Origin of the sequence: Sphingobium lactosutens DS20 (genome assembly GCF_000445105.1) — a bacterium.
GTDB classification, from domain to species: Bacteria; Pseudomonadota; Alphaproteobacteria; order Sphingomonadales; family Sphingomonadaceae; genus Sphingobium; species Sphingobium lactosutens.
In genome coordinates this window covers 1-16,556 of the sequence record NZ_ATDP01000077.1, presented here as the reverse complement: position 1 = coordinate 16,556, position 16,556 = coordinate 1, and the positions used below count along the sequence as shown (strand labels likewise).

The 16,556-nt window shown below is 69.1% G+C and carries 22 protein-coding genes and 1 pseudogene; 3 read left to right on the top strand and 20 right to left on the bottom strand.

Features of this window, described 5'->3' with window-relative positions; genetic code table 11:
• The 17 genes and pseudogenes from RLDS_RS36875 to RLDS_RS36810 form a co-directional block, all read right to left on the bottom strand.
• A partial coding sequence (locus tag RLDS_RS36875; protein ID WP_021225486.1) for an outer membrane protein occupies positions 1 to 691 on the bottom strand: 691 nt, incomplete at its 3' end.
• A gap of 200 nt (positions 692 to 891) precedes the next feature.
• Entirely contained in the window at positions 892 to 1,392 is a 501-nt protein-coding gene (locus RLDS_RS36870; protein WP_408021107.1) for a DUF2793 domain-containing protein, read from the bottom strand.
• 40 nt (positions 1,393 to 1,432) lie between these two features.
• Positions 1,433 to 3,631, bottom strand: coding sequence for a GTA baseplate fiber-binding domain-containing protein (locus RLDS_RS36865; protein WP_021225484.1), 2,199 nt, complete (start codon positions 3,629 to 3,631; stop codon positions 1,433 to 1,435).
• A gap of 13 nt (positions 3,632 to 3,644) precedes the next feature.
• The gene (locus RLDS_RS36860; RefSeq protein ID WP_021225483.1) at positions 3,645 to 4,028 is read right to left on the bottom strand and encodes an NlpC/P60 family protein; all 384 of its coding nucleotides are present in this window, start codon (positions 4,026 to 4,028) and stop codon (positions 3,645 to 3,647) included.
• Complete coding sequence (locus tag RLDS_RS36855; protein WP_021225482.1) at positions 4,025 to 4,834, bottom strand: DUF2163 domain-containing protein; 810 nt, start codon at positions 4,832 to 4,834, stop codon at positions 4,025 to 4,027. Before RLDS_RS36855 ends, RLDS_RS36860 begins: the two co-directional genes overlap by 4 nt.
• Positions 4,831 to 7,152: a DUF2460 domain-containing protein gene (locus tag RLDS_RS36850; RefSeq protein ID WP_031297815.1), complete on the bottom strand. Its 2,322-nt coding sequence runs from the start codon at positions 7,150 to 7,152 to the stop codon at positions 4,831 to 4,833. The genes RLDS_RS36855 and RLDS_RS36850 overlap by 4 nt, the downstream gene beginning before the upstream one ends.
• A gap of 2 nt (positions 7,153 to 7,154) precedes the next feature.
• Positions 7,155 to 7,712 (bottom strand): hypothetical protein, encoded by a 558-nt coding sequence (locus tag RLDS_RS36845; RefSeq protein WP_021225480.1) that lies wholly within the window; start codon positions 7,710 to 7,712, stop codon positions 7,155 to 7,157.
• A gap of 101 nt (positions 7,713 to 7,813) precedes the next feature.
• Positions 7,814 to 8,014, bottom strand: coding sequence for a phage tail assembly chaperone (locus RLDS_RS36840; RefSeq protein WP_021225479.1), 201 nt, complete (start codon positions 8,012 to 8,014; stop codon positions 7,814 to 7,816).
• Positions 8,011 to 8,280, bottom strand: a complete 270-nt coding sequence (locus tag RLDS_RS36835) for a gene transfer agent family protein (protein ID WP_236616829.1) — start codon at positions 8,278 to 8,280, stop codon at positions 8,011 to 8,013. Before RLDS_RS36835 ends, RLDS_RS36840 begins: the two co-directional genes overlap by 4 nt.
• A gap of 38 nt (positions 8,281 to 8,318) precedes the next feature.
• Complete coding sequence (locus RLDS_RS36830; protein WP_021225477.1) at positions 8,319 to 8,726, bottom strand: phage tail tube protein; 408 nt, start codon at positions 8,724 to 8,726, stop codon at positions 8,319 to 8,321.
• Positions 8,727 to 8,999: 273 nt separating this feature from the next.
• Positions 9,000 to 9,404 carry a DUF3168 domain-containing protein gene (locus tag RLDS_RS36825; protein WP_021225476.1) on the bottom strand — a complete coding sequence of 135 codons (405 nt, stop codon included), beginning with the start codon at positions 9,402 to 9,404 and terminating at the stop codon, positions 9,000 to 9,002.
• Positions 9,401 to 9,598, bottom strand: coding sequence for a hypothetical protein (locus RLDS_RS0127960; protein WP_031297813.1), 198 nt, complete (start codon positions 9,596 to 9,598; stop codon positions 9,401 to 9,403). Before RLDS_RS0127960 ends, RLDS_RS36825 begins: the two co-directional genes overlap by 4 nt.
• Positions 9,595 to 10,130: pseudogene (locus tag RLDS_RS36820) on the bottom strand (head-tail connector protein). Before RLDS_RS36820 ends, RLDS_RS0127960 begins: the two are co-directional and overlap by 4 nt.
• On the bottom strand, positions 10,130 to 10,408 hold the full coding sequence (locus RLDS_RS36815) for a phage fiber-tail adaptor protein (RefSeq protein ID WP_021225473.1): 279 nt from the start codon (positions 10,406 to 10,408) through the stop codon (positions 10,130 to 10,132). The pseudogene RLDS_RS36820 and the gene RLDS_RS36815 overlap by 1 nt, the downstream one beginning before the upstream one ends.
• Positions 10,405 to 10,575 (bottom strand): hypothetical protein, encoded by a 171-nt coding sequence (locus tag RLDS_RS56245; RefSeq protein ID WP_021225472.1) that lies wholly within the window; start codon positions 10,573 to 10,575, stop codon positions 10,405 to 10,407. The genes RLDS_RS36815 and RLDS_RS56245 overlap by 4 nt, the downstream gene beginning before the upstream one ends.
• Positions 10,572 to 12,068 (bottom strand): tail fiber domain-containing protein, encoded by a 1,497-nt coding sequence (locus RLDS_RS54490; RefSeq protein WP_021225471.1) that lies wholly within the window; start codon positions 12,066 to 12,068, stop codon positions 10,572 to 10,574. Before RLDS_RS54490 ends, RLDS_RS56245 begins: the two co-directional genes overlap by 4 nt.
• Positions 12,069 to 12,161: 93 nt before the next feature.
• Complete coding sequence (locus tag RLDS_RS36810; protein ID WP_021225470.1) at positions 12,162 to 13,277, bottom strand: phage major capsid protein; 1,116 nt, start codon at positions 13,275 to 13,277, stop codon at positions 12,162 to 12,164.
• Positions 13,278 to 13,471: 194 nt separating this feature from the next.
• On the opposite strand from RLDS_RS36810, the gene RLDS_RS36805 reads away from it, so the two are divergent.
• On the top strand, positions 13,472 to 13,924 hold the full coding sequence (locus RLDS_RS36805) for a DUF805 domain-containing protein (protein ID WP_021225469.1): 453 nt from the start codon (positions 13,472 to 13,474) through the stop codon (positions 13,922 to 13,924).
• A 2-nt stretch (positions 13,925 to 13,926) separates the two neighbouring features.
• Positions 13,927 to 14,601, top strand: a complete 675-nt coding sequence (locus RLDS_RS36800; protein ID WP_021225468.1) for a phytanoyl-CoA dioxygenase family protein — start codon at positions 13,927 to 13,929, stop codon at positions 14,599 to 14,601.
• An 82-nt stretch (positions 14,602 to 14,683) separates the two neighbouring features.
• Here RLDS_RS36800 and RLDS_RS36795 read toward each other — a convergent pair whose 3' ends face one another.
• Together RLDS_RS36795 and RLDS_RS36790 are read right to left on the bottom strand one after the other, a co-directional pair.
• Complete coding sequence (locus tag RLDS_RS36795; RefSeq protein WP_021225467.1) at positions 14,684 to 15,088, bottom strand: HK97 family phage prohead protease; 405 nt, start codon at positions 15,086 to 15,088, stop codon at positions 14,684 to 14,686.
• Entirely contained in the window at positions 15,085 to 15,393 is a 309-nt protein-coding gene (locus RLDS_RS36790) for a DUF6127 family protein (RefSeq protein WP_021225466.1), read from the bottom strand. The genes RLDS_RS36795 and RLDS_RS36790 overlap by 4 nt, the downstream gene beginning before the upstream one ends.
• A 47-nt stretch (positions 15,394 to 15,440) precedes the next feature.
• Here RLDS_RS36790 and RLDS_RS56485 point away from each other — a divergent pair, with 47 nt between their 5' ends.
• On the top strand, positions 15,441 to 15,614 hold the full coding sequence (locus RLDS_RS56485) for a hypothetical protein (RefSeq protein ID WP_021225465.1): 174 nt from the start codon (positions 15,441 to 15,443) through the stop codon (positions 15,612 to 15,614).
• A gap of 43 nt (positions 15,615 to 15,657) precedes the next feature.
• Here the strand turns inward: RLDS_RS56485 and RLDS_RS36785 are convergent.
• Positions 15,658 to 16,556: phage portal protein (locus RLDS_RS36785; protein WP_021225464.1), on the bottom strand; the 899-nt coding region annotated here is incomplete at its 5' end.

Sequence of the window (16,556 nt, the reverse complement as noted above, 5' to 3'; positions counted from 1 at the left end):
GGGGCGGCGGGGGCGGCGGAGGCGGAGGCGGCGGAGCCGCTTCTTCCGGCGCACCGAAGTTGTAGGTCAGGCCGAGCAGCAGGCTGTGCGTGCGCAGCTTGGTTTCGGCGTTCGAACCGGCCTGGCCGTAGATGCTCTGATAGGCCGGGATCAGCTTGATATCGTCCTGGTTGAAGAAGCGATACTTCAGCGAAACGTCGACATTGTTGGTGACCGGGTAACGAACACCCGCGATCGCCTGCCAGGCGAAACCGGTGTCGCTGTCGTTCACGATGTCCGAAGCGAGCTTGCCGCGCGACACGCCGACACCGCCGCCGACGAAGCCCTGCAGGCCATCATCGGGACCGAAGTCCAGCAAACCGTTCAGCATGAACGACAGGGCCGAAGCAGCGCCGCCGAAGCCGCCGCCGGTCTTGTCGAAATCGATCTTCGCACGCTTGTAGGCGGCTTCGGCTTCGAGGCGGAAGCCACCGAAGTCGTAACCGATGTTGGCGTCGAAGTCATAGCCCTTGTGGTAGTCGATCGACGGGACCGCCGAACCACCGGGAGGGACGGCGTCGAAGGTCAGGTCCTGATCTTCAACGAGCAGCACGCCGGCGTCCACGCCAACATACCAGCTATTATCACGCGCCAAGGCCGGGGTGGCCAGGGCACTGGTCGCAAGCGCAGCCGCGAGGGCAAGCTTCCGCATATGGATTCCCCTTTCAAAAGTGTCACGAAGGACTGCTGAAACCCTGTAGTCAGGAGAAGGTTTCATGGCAAGTCCACAATTAGTGAAACCGTTGCAAAAATAACGCACTAGCCCTTTTAACGCGATCCGATCAGGCTAATGCCTGCAAATTCTAGACTATTGACGCACCCGTGCAACAAGAAATGAGCAATCCCGTAATATTACGCAACAATCAGGCCGTGGGAACGCAGGCTGTCGAGAATGGCGGCGATGGTTGATCGGGCCTGCGCGTCAATCACGCCCCCCCCGCTCGGCGCGGCAATAGCCGCCTGGCGCTCGCCAACCACTTTTTCGTCGCCGATATAAAAGCCATCGGGCCGGATCGGGCCTGCCCGCCACTGACTCCCGTCATGAACGCGCGTCAGTCCTTCGTCGGCGACCGTAACGGCAAAACCGGCACGGGCGGGAACAAAGCGCCAGGCTCCTTCTGTCCAGCATGCAAGGGAGCCGCTTTGCCCCTCCCATGCGCCCAGCGCCCCGTCCGCGACGATCCAGCATTGCCCCGGCGCCGGCCCCTCCGGCGGCATGGCCGCCGACGCACTCTCCACCCGGCCCAGCAACAGCGCGTCGATCAGCACCAGCGCCTCATTATGCGCGATTTCCTTGTGCGCCTGGCCCGCGAACAGCAGCGGCAGGCCCCATATGGGCGTGACATCCATCATCCGACTCCTTCTCTCGTTTCCCTGTGATCGCAACCCATTGTCACAGCGTCAGCACCAGGCTCGCCGTCCGACCGATCGCATAGGTTCCCCGCTGCCGCACCGCGATCAGCACATCGCGCCCGTCCATGCCGTCCGCCGCGATCATGTCGGCGCCATAGGTCCAGCTGGCGCTTGTCACCTCCTGCGCCCGCACCACGGTCGCGCCGTCCAGAACCTCCACCCCATAGCGCTCGCTTTCCTCGCCCAGCGGCACGTCCGTTCCGCTTAGCCAGCGCCATCCCTCGCGGCTCCGCCGGGTCCATTCGATCGTCCAGCCGCCCGCCCCGTCGCGCCGCGCGCGCATATGCACGGGCGCAAGCGGCTTCAGCGCCTCGCCACTGATGGTCAGCATCACCTCGGCCGGCGCCACATCGCCAATGCCGACCGCCGAAACCCGCAGCACGCTCCCCGCCTCGCCGTCCGCGCCCTGCACCGCCAGCGGCTCGACCAGCCGCCCCTCCTCGATCAGCAGGAACGGCTCGCCCGCCATATGCTCCGCCATCGCCCAGTCGGTGCCGCGCAGCCCCCGGCGCAGCCCGCTCAGCCGATAGGTCGCAGCACCGGTCCGCTCGGCCGTGTCGAACTGGATCAATTCACGCCCCAGCAAGGCCAGATTCCGTCCCTGGTCCACCGCGGCTTCATCGACACTCAGCAACACCATGTCCGCCGCCAGCAGCGTCACCGAAACGGATTGCCCGCTATCCACCAGCAACGCGCTGCCCTCAGGCAAGACCGTATCGGCAACGCCCATCACCGCGCGTCCGGCACTCCGGCCGATCGCCACCGCCTCCCCGCTCGCGCCCGTGACGAACAGCGCCGCGCTGCGCCAGCCAGCCCCGCCGCTCGCTGCCGCCACGACCAGGGGCGCATTCGCCACGCCGTCAGTTATGCGCGGCAGGTCCGCCAGCAGCAAAGTCGTCGGCCCGTGCGGCGCATCCACCGGCCGCACGATCGCCCCCGATCCCGCGCCCATGGGCGGTGCGCCACCGCCACCGGGCAGACGCCGCAGCGCCAGCCGCACCGCCATCGCTTCCCATTCGCGCTCCTCGATCCGCCACAGCCCCGGCGCCCGTTCCACGGCAACGACGTCGCCTGCCGCCAGCCCAAGCGCCCGCCAGTCGCAGCGCACCGTCATGCGCGCCCGGCCGGCCCAGCGCGCCCGCAGACGGTCGCTCGCCACCGCCCGCGCCGCATCGGGGTCCAGCACGGCGGGCAGGTCGATCCCGCTTTCGCTCCGCCCCGCCCCCGGCCGCGTCACCCGCTGCATCCCGGCCTGATAATCGCGCGCCGCATCATGGTAACGCAGGCTGAGCGCCACCGGCACGCCATCGGCCGAACCGCCTTGATGCTCTATGGGGTCGATCGCACGGCCATCGACCCGCTGCGCCAGCGTCTCGTCCGCAATCGTCCCCGCCGCCGCGCCTGCGTCCACCAATGCCAGCCCATCCGCCCCCGATCGCAGGCCCAGGCCAAAGGCTTCGACCAGCGGCATCACCGCCTCGCGCCTATCCGCCCCGCTCGCGGCAAAGCCATCGACGCTGATCGAAGCCGGCCCCGCCAGCCGCGCGCCGCTTAGTTCGCCTGCAATGCGATCCAGCGACACCGCCCCCTCATCCGCCTCCACCTCGAATGTCAGCGACGGGATGCGATTGCCATAATCGGCCAGCGCCAGATCCTCGAACACGACATAGGCCATGCCGCGATGCGCCGGCGTCGCGCCGATGCCCTGCGCCGAGGCGATCAGCGGATCGGGCGATTGTCCCTCATCGCCGGGATGCACCCGGAACGCGCCCACCTCCGTCTTGAAATCGCCCGCCGCCCCACGCAACAGATTGCCGTCCGCCCATATCCGCCGGATCGCCCGGATCGGCCGCGACGACAGCGCTACCGCGATGCTCGCCGAATAGCTGTAGCTGGTGACGCTCGGCCGCCCCTTGCCGCCGCCGCTGCGGCTCGACGTCTCCTGCAAATCCGTCGCCCAGATGACCGTGCCCGCCACCCGCATCGTGCCAAAGATCGCGGGCAGCTGCGTGCCATAGCTGGATGTCTGCACCTGCAAATCGGACAGGCGCGCACCCTGCCGGCCCTTTGGCTTGAACAGCACCTCATTGTCGAACGCGTTGCCGATCAGGCCGCCAATCGCCCCGCCGATCGGCCCGCCCAGCACGGTGCCCACCGCGCTCAGCACTATCGTCGCCATGCTCGCCCCTCCTTCATCCCCGCCACCAGCCGATGATCGGCCAGGGCGAATCTCCCGGCATTTCCACCACGCGCCGCAAACCGGCATGGGCGTGGACAAACCCCGCGCCGGTCCCGATCATCAGATGCAGTTGCAATGGTCCCGGCCGCACCAGCGCCAGGTCGCCCGCCTGCCCCTCCGCCACCGGACGCAACCCCGCCACTTCCAGCCATCGCGCCGCCCGCTCCGCGTCGCCGCTGCGCAATCCATAGGCACGTGGCGCGGCGCGCCCCAGCGCCAGCGCCGCAACGCCCACGCAATCCAGCCCGTCCCGGCCGCGCCCATGCAGGCGGAACGGCACGCCCACCAGCGCCCGCGCCGCCGCCACGATGGCCGCCGCGCCGTCTTCCCCGCTCATGCGCCGGGATAGCGGGTCAGGAGGTCCATGCCCGGCAGGAACGGCTCGCCCCGGAAATTGACGATATTGCCAAAGCGCGCGCCACAGGTCGCCGCCTGCCGGTCACATCCTTCGGTCAGCAGCGCCAGCGTTCCCGGCTCCACCGCAAAGGCCGGCGCGTCCGCCAGCGTCAAGCCGGACGCATCATTGTCCAGCACCGCCTGCGTCAGCCCCGCATTGCGCCCCGTCATCCACCGCACCGCGCCAAAGGCATAGGCCCCGGCCGCCAGCCCGGCGACCGCGACCTCCGCCCCCTCCGCGTCCTCCACCGCCACGATCCGCCGCCGCCCCGCCATGTCGACCCGGCACGCCCGGTCGCCCAGCCGCGCCCGGCAGTCGGGCGATGTGCTCGGGGCCACAGGCGCGCCCAATATCGCCGCCGCCCCCACCAGTTCGGCGGAAAATTCCTGCCCCTTGCGCGACACCGCGCCCATCTCGCCGCGCGCCAGCACCAGCCACAACGCGCCCGGCGCCTCCCATTGTGTCACCCGCAACTCCAGCGCCGCGCCGTCCCAGCGCCCCGCCATCAGGTCCGCCTCGCTGATCGCCTCGCTCGACAGCGCGCCCGCCACGTCGCTGTCCTCGCCATCCAGCGTGATGCCGCTGCGCACCGCCGCCGGCGTCATGCCTGGCGCGGCGCGATAGATGAGGCCGCCAATCTCCAGGTCGCGGTCATGGCTGGTCAGCCCGATCGTCACCCCGTCGCGCCGCGCGATCCGCCAGCAAAAGGCCAGCGTGCACAGCGCCTCGTCCAGTCCACCGCTCATTCGCGTATCTCCACCAGCGGCACCGACACCGCTTCGCCCGCGGCAAAGGTTGCGCGGTTCACCTCCAACCGATCCTCGGCAAAGCGCACCGGCACATCGAACCGGTAGCCGGCGGTCAGCACCACGCCCACCCCCGGCGCCTCGTCGAACGCAATCACGCCCAGCCCGGAATGGCTCCAGCCCCCGATCATCTCCACCCCGTCTGCCGCGACGCGGATGCTGCCCGCGACCGGCCGGGTGATCCGCCGCGCCTGCGCCTCCTCGCCCGCGCCATAATGGCGCATCAGCGGGAATTGCGACCGCACGCCGTCGCCCACGCCCAGCCGCTGGTCGATCGGCGACGGCGCCGCGCCCGCCGGGCCGCTGCGGTCATCATAGGGATCGGTAAAGCGAAACCCCCGCGCCGCCCCGCGCCGCGCCCGGAAAAAGTCGATCAGCACCCTTATGTCCGCCTCCGACCGCACGCCCGGCCCGGCATCATAGGACAGGCGCGCATCCGCCCAGTCGCTCGACCGCCGCTCATGCCCCGAAGGACTCTCGACAATCTGCGTCGAAAAGGCCGGGCTCAGACTCGCCTCCCGCCCGATCGCCAGCGGAAAGCGCACATCGTCAAAGGCTTGCACCCCATCCTCCCCTTCTATGCTGAAACAGGTAAAGCCGTCGCGGCACACTTGCGGCAGTGCCCAGATGAATGTCGCCGCCGTCCCCCGCGCCACCGACGCGCGCGCCGCCGCCATGATCGCCCGCCATTGCCCGGATTGTTCGGGCAACAGGACGAAGCCGGCCAGATAATGCTGCGCCTCGACCGGATAGCCCAGCCGCACCGTCGCCAGCGTGATCCCGCGCTCGGTCAGGTTGGGCCGCCCCTCCGTCACCCAGTCATAATCCTCCAGTTGCAGCACGTCGAACGCCGGGGCCGCCCATCCGACCGGCATGTTCGCGCGTTTCGCTTCGGGCGCGCGCGGGTCCAATATCGTGGGCAGATAGGCCAGCAGATGCGTCACCGCGCCCGGCGCAGCCGCCTTCACCGCCGCGCACAGCGCCGCCGTCGACGCCGCCAGCATCGCCCCCGCCGCATCCAGCAGCGCGCATTGCGCCGCGTCCAGTTCGCCCCACAGGCTCGGGATCGACACCGGCGCGCCGCCCAGCGCCGCCCGCGCCGCGTCATCATACAGGCAGATGCGCCCGTCGCCCGGCATCACCCACCACCATGGCTCGCCGACCTGAAACAGGATCGGCAAGTCCGCGCCCAGGCCTATGGAAACAAAGGCTGTCGCGATCGCCTGCAAATAGGCCATCGCTCCACCATGGGCGGGCGACAATAATGTCGATGGCGGCTCCCATCCGGTCAGCGCCGGGTCGCCATTTTCGGCCCGCTGCTTCCAGTCGTTCCAGCAATGGGCGTTGAACAGCTCATAGGATAGCGACCAGATGACGCCGAACCCCAGCGCCTTCGCCCGCCGCGCAAAATCCCGGTGCCACGCCGAGCAGGGCGCATTCAGCGCCCCGCCGGCCAGGCTGACATACAGGTCGCTGCCCAGCCGTTCGAGCCGGAAATAATGGCTCATCCCGACATAATGGTTGATCGCCCCGCGATAGCCCAGCGCATGGATCGCCGCGACCACCCGCTCGGGCGTCTGGTTGAAACAATCATCATAGCCCGTCGCCATGCTCAGCCCATGTTCGGGCAGCATGACGTTGCCCACCGCCAGTACCGATCCCGCCCCCTCGCACGCGATGGCGCTCAGTTCGGCCCAGCCTTCCTGCGCTTGGACAAAGGGCGTATCTCCTTCGTCATAGCCAGGCGGGACGAGCGAAATGAACATCCGGTCGACATCGCCTGCCCATACCGGGTCGGCTTCCTCCGGCAGGTCATATCCTGCCACCAGCGCGGCAAAATCCAGCCGGATGACAGCATCTTCCGGCCCACCGCTCGCATAATTCCACAAGCGCACATACCAGGCGCGCGGGCTGCCTGCTGCGTCGCGCCCCTCGATCGTCAGCGTCGGCCCGTGCGTTTCGTCCAGCTGCCGCAACCCGCCGCTGCGCCAGCGGAACGACAGCACGCAGTTCCGAAAATCCCGGTCCGTCTCATAGGCCAGCAGCGGGTGGCTCCATCTGTCCTCCGCCTCCCAGATCAACCCCGCCAGATCGCCCGACCCGTAGAAGACCGCGTCCACCCGCAAGGCATCGGGCGCGCTCGTCACCACGCTCGCCATCATCGGCCGGGGAAAATTCACCGTCCAGTGCGTCGCTGCGAACCGCTTGAGGAATCCCGCCTCCTGTCCCTCGCGCGTGTCCGCCAGCCAATATCCCATGCTCATTGCTCCAGCGCCCCCCTGACCGCGCGCGCCACCTGCCGCGCGCTGCGCGCCAGCATGCGCGGCTCGCTCTCGCCTCCCCGTCCGTTCACCGCGATGCTCACCCGCACGTCACGCCTGCCGCCGCCATGGGCGATCACCTGCCCGCTCGTCGTGGGCACGAACATTTCCGGCCCGCGCTCGCCGACCATATAGGCGCGTCCCGGCGCCACCGGCCCGCCCGTCGCTCGCCCGGGCAATCCCAGCACCGACGTCAGCAGGGTCGCGCCCAGCGCGACCAGCCCGCCATTGCCCGACCCGCCGCTCCCCAGCGCCGACCGCAGGCTGGTCGCGGCGATCTGGTCCAGCGTGCTCAGCGCCAGTCGCTTCAGATCCTCAAAACCGAACTTGCCCGTCCGCACCGCGCGCAGCAGGCCCTGCTCGATGCGCAGCCCCGCCCGCTCCGCCCCGCTCGCCAGCGGCCCCTCCAGGCTCGCCCGCATCGCCTCGACATCGCGGCCCAGCCCCTGCGTATCGGCCCGCACCCGCACCACCAACGTCTCGACATCCTCGTCCATATGACCTCCCGCTTCCCTGCAGCGGACATGTGCTCCTGCGAAAGCAGGAGCCCAGTTCTGCGCTCTCGATTGGGCTCCTGCCTTGGCAAGAGCAGGGCTTGCTAATCCGGCATCGCCCCCATCAGCCGCGCCAACTCCGCGCCATCCACCCCGGCCGCGTCCTCCGCCGCCTCGCCCTTCGCCGCCGTCAGCACACTCGTCAGTTCGGCCGGCGTCGCGCGCCAGAACTCGTCCGGCCGCCAGCCCAGCAGCCAGCCGGCCAGTCCCGCCAGCCGACCGGCCCGTTCGGCAAAGCGCGTCATTTCCCCGCCAAAATCTGTTGCAGCACCGCGCGCAGCACCGGCGTCACCCGGGCCAGGCCCAGCGCCAGCACCGCCTCGCCCAGTGCCTCGCGGCTCAACGCCTCGCGATCGACCAGGCAATGCCACAGCAACGCCACCAGATCGCCCAGCGACAGCTTGCCGTCGGCCGCCCGCTCGACCAGGTCGAACAGCGGCCCCAATTCCTGCTCCGCCTCGACCAGCGCGGCAAAGCTCGGCCGCAGCGCCAGCGGCTCGCCGCCTACCATCAGCGCAGTTTCCCCGCGCTCCGGGTTCGCGCCACCACTCACAGGCTCACCACCGCGCCGGAGCTTTCCAGGCTCAGCGCATAGTTGCGCTCGCCATTATAGTCGCCGGCATAGTCCAGCCGCGTGACCAGGAACCGCCCGCGCATGCGCTCGCCGCTCTCGAAACTCAGCTCATAATCCTCGATCGTGCCGGCCAGCGCATGGTTGCGGATGCGCACCTCCGCGTCCGACCCCGTGAACAGTCCGGCCGCCGACACGCTGACCGACCGCACGCCCGCGCCCGACAGCAATTCGCGCCACCCACCCGAATCCTTGCTGGTGATGTTCACCGCCTCGCCGTTCACCGACAATTGTGTGGTCCGCATCCCCGCCACCGTCGCATATGTTGCCGGCACATTGCCGTCGCCTACCTTGAGCAGAAACGCACTTCCCTTCTCGACGCCCATGGCGCATTCTCCCGACAAGCGACATCCCAAGCCAAGGCCCACCGCCTTGACTTAGAAAAATCGCACAAAAACAGATGATTTCGGCGGCCCATGTCTAACCCGCCGCAACAATCGCTCTCCCTTCCTCCTCCCCTATAAGGGGAGGTGGCAGCACGCAGTGCTGACGGAGGGGTGTCACCCTATCGCCCGTTCCCACCTCGTCATTCCCACGCAAGCGGGAACCCATCTCCAAACCGCGCCGCCATCGCAGCACCTAGGGGACATACTTCCCCCTCACCCGTCCCGCACCACGCGCAGCCGATAATCCATCACCGCCCGCCACCCCGCGCCCGCTCCGCCGCCGCTCCGCGCCACGCGCGATCGCAGCAACCGCGCGCTCACGATCCGCCAGCCATCGCGCACGCCCACAACGCCCAGCGCCGGTTCGACCCGGGCCATCATCTCCGCAAGCCGCCCCGGCGTCTCCTCCGCCACGGTCAGCCCGATGGTCAGTCGCAATTCACGCCCCTCGACATCCTTGCCGCCCCAGTCTGAACCCAGGCATTCGCCCACATGCGCATAAGGGGCCGCCGCCCGCCCCGGCTCGCCATCATGCACGCCCTGCGCCACCGCCATCAGCGCCGCATCCTCCCGCAACGCCGCGATCACCGTCGCCCGTATCGCCACTTCCGCGCTCATTGCCCGCTCCTCCCTCGCCCCGCCTCGCGCAGCGCCAAGTCGCGCCACCAGCGCGCGTGCAGCCCCGGCGCGGACAGCAGCACGCTTTCCCCCTCGACCCGCGCCGCGACGCGCTCTGCCGCCATCGCCGCCGCGATCCGCGCCCGCACCGCCGCCGCCCGCGCCGCCACGCGCCGTTCCAGCCCCACCCTCATGCCAGCCGCATCCGCCGATAGGGCCGCCACAGCGCGCTCACCACGGCGGGGGCGCCGCATCCTCGCTGCCGCGCGCCAGATAATGGTCCGCCGCCAGCCGAATGATTCCCTGCCGCAACGCTTCGGGCAGGCCGTTCATCTCCGCCGCCATCCCCGCGCGATAGTCCACCGCCAGCACGCGTCCGTCGCCCGGCCGCGTCGATCGCACCCATCCATCGCCCGCCGCGTCGATGTCGATGGCATAGGCCTCGACCGGCAGCGCCGCGCTGGTCCCGTCCGCCTCCACCGCGCGCACCTGGCTCACCGCCAGAACCGGCCGCGCCGACAACCGCTGCCACCTGCCGCCGCCCGCCACCGTCTCGCGCGCATCCCGCGCGATCAGCCACTGGCCGACAAATTGCTCGCACAGCGCGCTTGCGCCGCGCAGCAGCCCGGCCAGCACCGCGTCCTCATCGTCATGCGCGATCCGCAGATAGGCCTTCACTTCCGCGAGAGGCGCCGCCAGCGCCCCGCTCTCCTGCTGTGCCAGCATCAGCGTTCCTCCACCCGCATCGTCACCGATCGTTCATCCGCCTGCCCGTCGGACAGGGTCACGCGATTGGTCAGCCGATAGACCTGGCCCACCCGTCCGCCGGTCACCCGCGCGCTGCTGCGCTGCGCCTCGAACGCGCTTGCCTCGACGACAATCCCGCCGGCTTCCTCCGGCTCGACCATCCAGTCACTGGCGATCAAACTCTGCCCGGCCAGATAGGCGGACCAGTCGATCGCATGGTCGACCCGCGCCTGCGGGTCCTTCAACAACAGGCTCATCTGATCTTGCTCCCCATCCTCGCCGCGACCCGGATCGCCGGCGCGCGCGCGTCGACCCGCACGCCCAGCCCCCGTCGCACGCCCATGCCCCATGGCCCGCTCCATCCGGGCCGATCCGCGCCGCCATCCCCGATCGGCTGCGCGCCCAGCGCCTCGCCCTGCATCATGCGCTCGTCTCCAGCGCCGCGATCCGCGCCTCCAGCCGCGCGATACGCCGCCGCTGCCATGCCGCCTCCAGCGCCAGACACTCCTCGTAGCGCAGCCCCCAGCGATCGCCCGCCGCGCGCCCTGCCGTCACCACGCCATCATCGTCCGTTTCCGCCCCGCGCGCGTCCCAGCGGTCGTGGCACAGCAGCCCCAGCCGCACCGCCGTGCCCATGCCCAGCCGCGCGTCGATCGCATCGCGCACCTCCTGCGCTACCAGCCCTATATGCGTGCGCGCGGCATCGCCCTTGGCCGCCACCGCCTCGCCAAAGCGATACTGCCGCCAGTCCACTGCCTCCCAGGCGTCGATCAGCGCATCGTCAATATCCGCCAGATCCTGCTTCGCCCGCGCGTCCGATGTGCTGATCGTTCCGCTCGCGGCATAGATGGCCGACCATCGCGCCGCCCCGTTCCCCAGCGCAAAGCCATTGTCGGACGATGGCGCGACCGCGCCGAACGCGGTGATCGCCTGATGCTCCAGCCGCAGCGTTTCCTGCATCGCCGACGATCCCGTCCGCCCGACATAGAAATTCATCCGCGACGCCAGATTATTGGTGGCGGGCGCCGCGCCGACATAGGTGGTGCGCACCCGCGACAGCTCGACGAAATCGCCGCCAATCTGCCCCCACACATTATAGTCGCCAATCACGTCGCCGCTTACAATGTCGGCCCGCGCCGCCAGCGTGCCATTGGCGCGATACAGCCGGTTGTTCGCCAGAGCGCCGGTGCCGACCACACGAAAACTGCCCTGGCCGCCATCCATCACCACCGACACCGCCGGTCCCAGCACACTGACCCGGCCCATCCAGCCTTCGGTAGGATAGGCCTCGCCCGTCAATGTGTTGATGTGCAGTTCCGCGCCCCCCATGCGCTGCACGCCGCTCGCGCCCAGCGCGCCGATCCGCGTCCGTGCGCTGCCCGCATCGCCCTGTTCCAGCAGCGACCGCCCGAACGCCGTGGTCGACAGCGCCGCTATGGCGTCCAGCTGCCCGCTTGCCGCCTGCTTGCCCGCCAGCCCCTGGCCCAGCCCGTCAATCGCCTGGGCCGCGGCCTCCACCGCCACGCCCAGCTCCTCCATCCCGGCCAAGGCCTCGGGCAATCCTGCAATCCCGGCGACATCATGGCCATGCCCCTCGACCGCCGCGATCCAGGCCGCATGCGGGGCCAGCGTCACGCGCTTCTCGCCCGGCCCGAAATCCACCGCCGCGCCACCCGCCGAAGACGCCGATGGCGACCGCACCAGCCGCCCGGCCTCGTTCAGGACGCCGCTGCCTGCCTCCCATTGCGGCACATCCCCTGCGCCTACAATGACATAGGGAAAGGCCGCGCCCGCCCCCACCGCGTCGGCAAAGCGCCTGTAGCCCGCCGCCGCGCCGCTCAGCGCCAGCGGCCCTGCCCCCTCATCATGGCACAGCTCGCGCACCAGCTCCGCCATCTCCAGCCCCGTGATCGCCACGCCCCGCTCCCCTGCCCATCTCGACACAAAAAAGGGGGAAGGCACCCGCCTCCCCCCAACCCTCAGCAAGTCCTCAGCCTGCCGTCCCGCCGTTTAGGAAGCGGCGAACTTCATCAGCTTGATCGCCTCGCTATTCGCCACGCCGCCGCCGATGCGCTTGACCGCGTAGAAATGGACGAACGGCTTGTTGCTGAACGGATCGCGCAGGATGCTCGTCTCGCTGCGTTCGGCGATGACATAGCCCATCGCGAAATTGCCGAAGGCGATGGACAGGCTGCCCGCGGCAATGTCGGGCATATCCTCGGCCTCGACCACCGGATATCCCAGCAGGGTCGCCGGCTGGCTCGCACTCAGGCCCGGCTGCCACAGGAACGCGCCATCGCTCGTCTTCATCTTGCGGATGACCGACAGCGTCGCGCTGTTCATCACGAAGCACGCCCCCTGGCGATAGGGCGCGCGCAGGCTTTGGATCAGGTCGATCAGCCGATCCTGCGGATTGCTTGCCGCAAAGCCGCCCGCCGCGCCCGACGCCACATATTGCAGCGATCCGAATGCGCGCACGCCATCGCCCTCATTGGTGGTCGTATAGGTCAGGAAGCCCTTGGGCTTGTTCGTGCCATTGCCGCTCACAAAGGCCGCGCCCTCGGCCCCCGCGAACTCGCGCGCAATCTCGCTCGCCAGCCACCCTTCGACATCGAACTGCGCATCGTCCAGCATCGCCTGGCTGGCGGCAGGATTGGCGAACAGCTCGCCGCCCGGCGGCACGATCTCGTTGAAGCTCGGCGTCCCCGTCTCGCCCCGCGCGCCCGTTTCGCTCGCCCATCCCGACACGATGCCGCCCGCGCTCACCAGCTTGCGGTATCCCGCGCTCCCCGTGCGCACCACATTGGCGATGGCGCGGATCGGCGACATGGCTTTGAGCGTCGACCCGATCAGCTGGTCGATCTCGCGCGGCACCGCATAGCCGCCCGCCGCGCCCGACGCGCCCGAAAAGCTCTTCAGTTCCACGCCCGCTTCCTGCCCATGGCGCAGATAGCGCTCGACAAAGGCCGCCCGCGCCGGGTCCTCCAACCCGCCTTTCACCCCATCCAGCGCCGGCCGCTGCGCGCTCAGCAACGCCCCTTTGAGCGCCGCCACCTCCTGCGCCAACCCCGCGATCCGCTCCTCCTGCACCACCATGTCCAGGCTCGCTTCCAACTGATCCGTCATGCCCGTCTCCACAAAAAAGGGCGGCCCAAGACGGACCGCCCGATCAAACCTTCTCCCCACAGGGAGAAGGATACGAAGCCTTGCCAGCCTGCTGGCCAGGCGAAGTTGAATGAGGGGGACGACTGCGCTCTCCTCGCGCCCCATTGCACATCGCAACGCCGCCCGCCATGCTACCGAACAAAAGAGGAATCCCCTTGACCTATCCGTCTGGCACCAAAGCCGAACTCGCTCTTTTGCGTCGCACCATATATGGAGTAGCAGACTTCAATGGGCGCTCACGCCGCACGGAGGTTCTGCTTTATCATTTCGCCATCGCGCTTGTCGGCGTGATGCTGGGTTTCACGGCTGGCGTGGCCCTGCAGGGAACACTGGCGTCTTTCCTGATGGCGGTGCTTCAAATCGCCGTCATCCTGCCGATGTTTGCATTGTTCGCACGGCGCCTGCATGACCAGAACCGGTCGGCCTGGTGGGTGCTCATCATGCCAGCGGGCTTTGGATGGAATATGATGCGTCACGACCTGCTCGCTACGGTCTTCCCGCCGCGCTGGGCCGACATCATATATGTTTGCCTCGTGATCGCGATGCTCCTGTTGCTCTACTGGCCCGGCACGCACGGCCCGAACCGCTTCGGCCCCGACCCGCGCTGAAGATGATGCCTCTCGCCCTTGCCACCGACGGCGCGCAGCTTATCCCCGCCGCTCTCGATCCTACCGCGCTCGCTACCATAGAATCCGTGCTCGCAGATCTGCCGCCCGGCCAGCCCGGTCTGCGTCTCGCCAGCCTGCCCGCCCTCGCCAGCATGCTCAGCGCCACCGGCGCGATCGGCCGCCACGCCGCCGCGCACCAAGGCACGACCACAAAAGCCGTCCGCGCCATCCTGTTCGACAAAAGCCCTGCGACCAACTGGGCGCTCGGCTGGCATCAGGACCGCACCATCGCCGTGCGCACCCGCATCGACACGCCGGGTTTCGGCCCCTGGACGCTCAAGTCCGGCATCCAGCACGTCGCGCCGCCGCAATCCCTGCTTGATCGGATGCTCACCTTGCGCATCCATCTCGACCCCGTCGGCGCAGATAATGCTCCGCTGCTGATCGCCCCCGGCTCGCATCGCCTCGGCCGCATCTCTGAAAGCGCCGTTGCCGCCCTCGTCGCACGTTGCGGCACCCATGCCTGCTTGGCTGACCGCGGGGACATCTGGCTCTACGCCACGCCGATCCTCCACGCGTCCGACGCGGCATCCAACCCCCGCCACCGCCGCGTGCTGCAAATAGACTACAGCGCCGACGATCTGCCGGGCGAATTGAATTGGCTGGGGATCATCTGAAAACCTTCTCCCCGTGGGGGAGAAGGATACGAAGCCTTGCCAGCCCGATGGCTAGGCGAAGTCGGATGAGAGGGGAAAAGCGCTACCCCTCCACCGCCACCACCCGCGCCATCGGCTGCATCGGGTGCGTCACCACGCTCACCTCCACCAGCTCCAGCGCCAGCAATTCGCGCGGCCTTGCCCCCCGCGCGGTCTTCACCCGATATCCGAAACTCAGCCCGTCGACCGCGCCCTGCGCGATCGCCGCCGCCGCCTCGCGCCCGCCCGCGCTCGCCCGCGACACCCGGCCGATCACGCGCAGCCCGCGCGCATCCTCCCGCGCGCTTTCCACCACGCCGATGACGCTCGCCGGCCCATGCTGCCACAGCAGGGGCACGCCTGCCGCCGCCACATCGCCAAACGCCCCCGCCCGCACGACATCGCCACCCCGGTCCACACGGTCGAAGATCGCCGCATAGCCGGCAAAGCGCAAGTCGCCCGCGCTCATGCCTTCACCAACCCGACCAGCCCGACCTTCACCGCCACGCCCAGCAGCACCATCGCCATGCCGATCCGCACGATCCAGCCGATCACCGCCCCGCGCGCCGCCTTCTTCGCGTCGCGCCAGGCGGACAGCAATTCGCGCAGTTCGCGGACATCCGTCTCCGCGCCCCGATCGCTCAGACCCAGCCGCTCCAGCGCCCGCCCCGCGCCCAGGTCGCTCGCCTCCTCGATCAGCGCGCGGATCGTCACCATGTCGGCCACCTGCCCCTGCGCCTGCGCGACCAGCCGCGCCAGCATCTCCTCCTTCATCGCCCCGCTCCTTTTCATGTCGACACCGCGCGCCTATCTGACGCGCCATGAAGCGCCCCACCCGCAAAATCCTGATCGTCCTCGTCATCGTCGCGCTCGGCCTTGTCGGCTGGCATTTCGGCCTCGACCGCGCGGGCGACTGCCTGCTCCAGGGGGGGCGCTGGAACTGGGACGGCGGCTTCTGCCGCCTCGACAGCCTCGCCCAGCATCCCTTCGGCTGACCACTCCCTCCGTTCGCTTCGAGCGCAGTCGAGAAGCCGCCCGTCACCCGATACCCAGCATCGCCTTCTTCTCCTCGGCGCTCAGGAAATCTGCGCTCGCCACCCGCTCCCACAGCGCCGCGCGCTCGTCCGACAATGCCGGCACCGCGTCCAGGTCCGGCTCGATTTCCAGCCCCGGCCACCAGCCATCCAGCCCTTGGGCCAGCGCCGCGCCGATCTTCGTCACCAGCGGCAAGATGGCCTGCCGCCACAGCGCCTTGTTGGCCTCGCGATAATTGGCGTAGCTATTGTCGCCGGGCAGGCCCATCAGCATCGGCGGCACGCCAAAGGCCAAGGCGATCTCCCGCGCGGCGGCCGCCTTTAACCCCACAAAATCCATCTCGGCGGGCGTCAAGCTCATCGCCTTCCAGCTGAGGCCCCCTTCCAGCAGCATCGGCCGCCCGGCATTGGCCGCGCCGGCAAAGGCCGCCTCCATCTCGCGCTTCACCCGCTCAAACTGTTCAGGCGACAGCACCGACCCGTCGCCCGGCTCATAGACCATCGCCCCGCTCGGCCGCGCCGCATTGTCGAGCAGCGCCTTGTTCCACACGCTCGCCGCATTGTGGATCGCCACCGCGCCCGCCGCCGCGCCGATGCAGCCCAGCCCATAATGATCGTCCAGCGGATGCAACGCCTTCATATGCAGCACGCTCGTCCGCCCGGCGGCGTCTTCGGGGTGCAGCCGCGTCACGCTCTCACCCACGCGATACAGATAGGCCGCCGGCCACCCCCGCGCATCCGCCTCCACGCTCATCCGCTCGGGCCGCAGCGCGAACAGTTCGGCCGGCATCCCGTCCGCCCCCGCCATCACCTGGACATAGCCATTGCCATGCAGCAGCAGGTGACAGGCCAGCGCCTCGATCAGGCCCTGCCCCGCCGACGCCCGACCGACCAGCGCGCGCA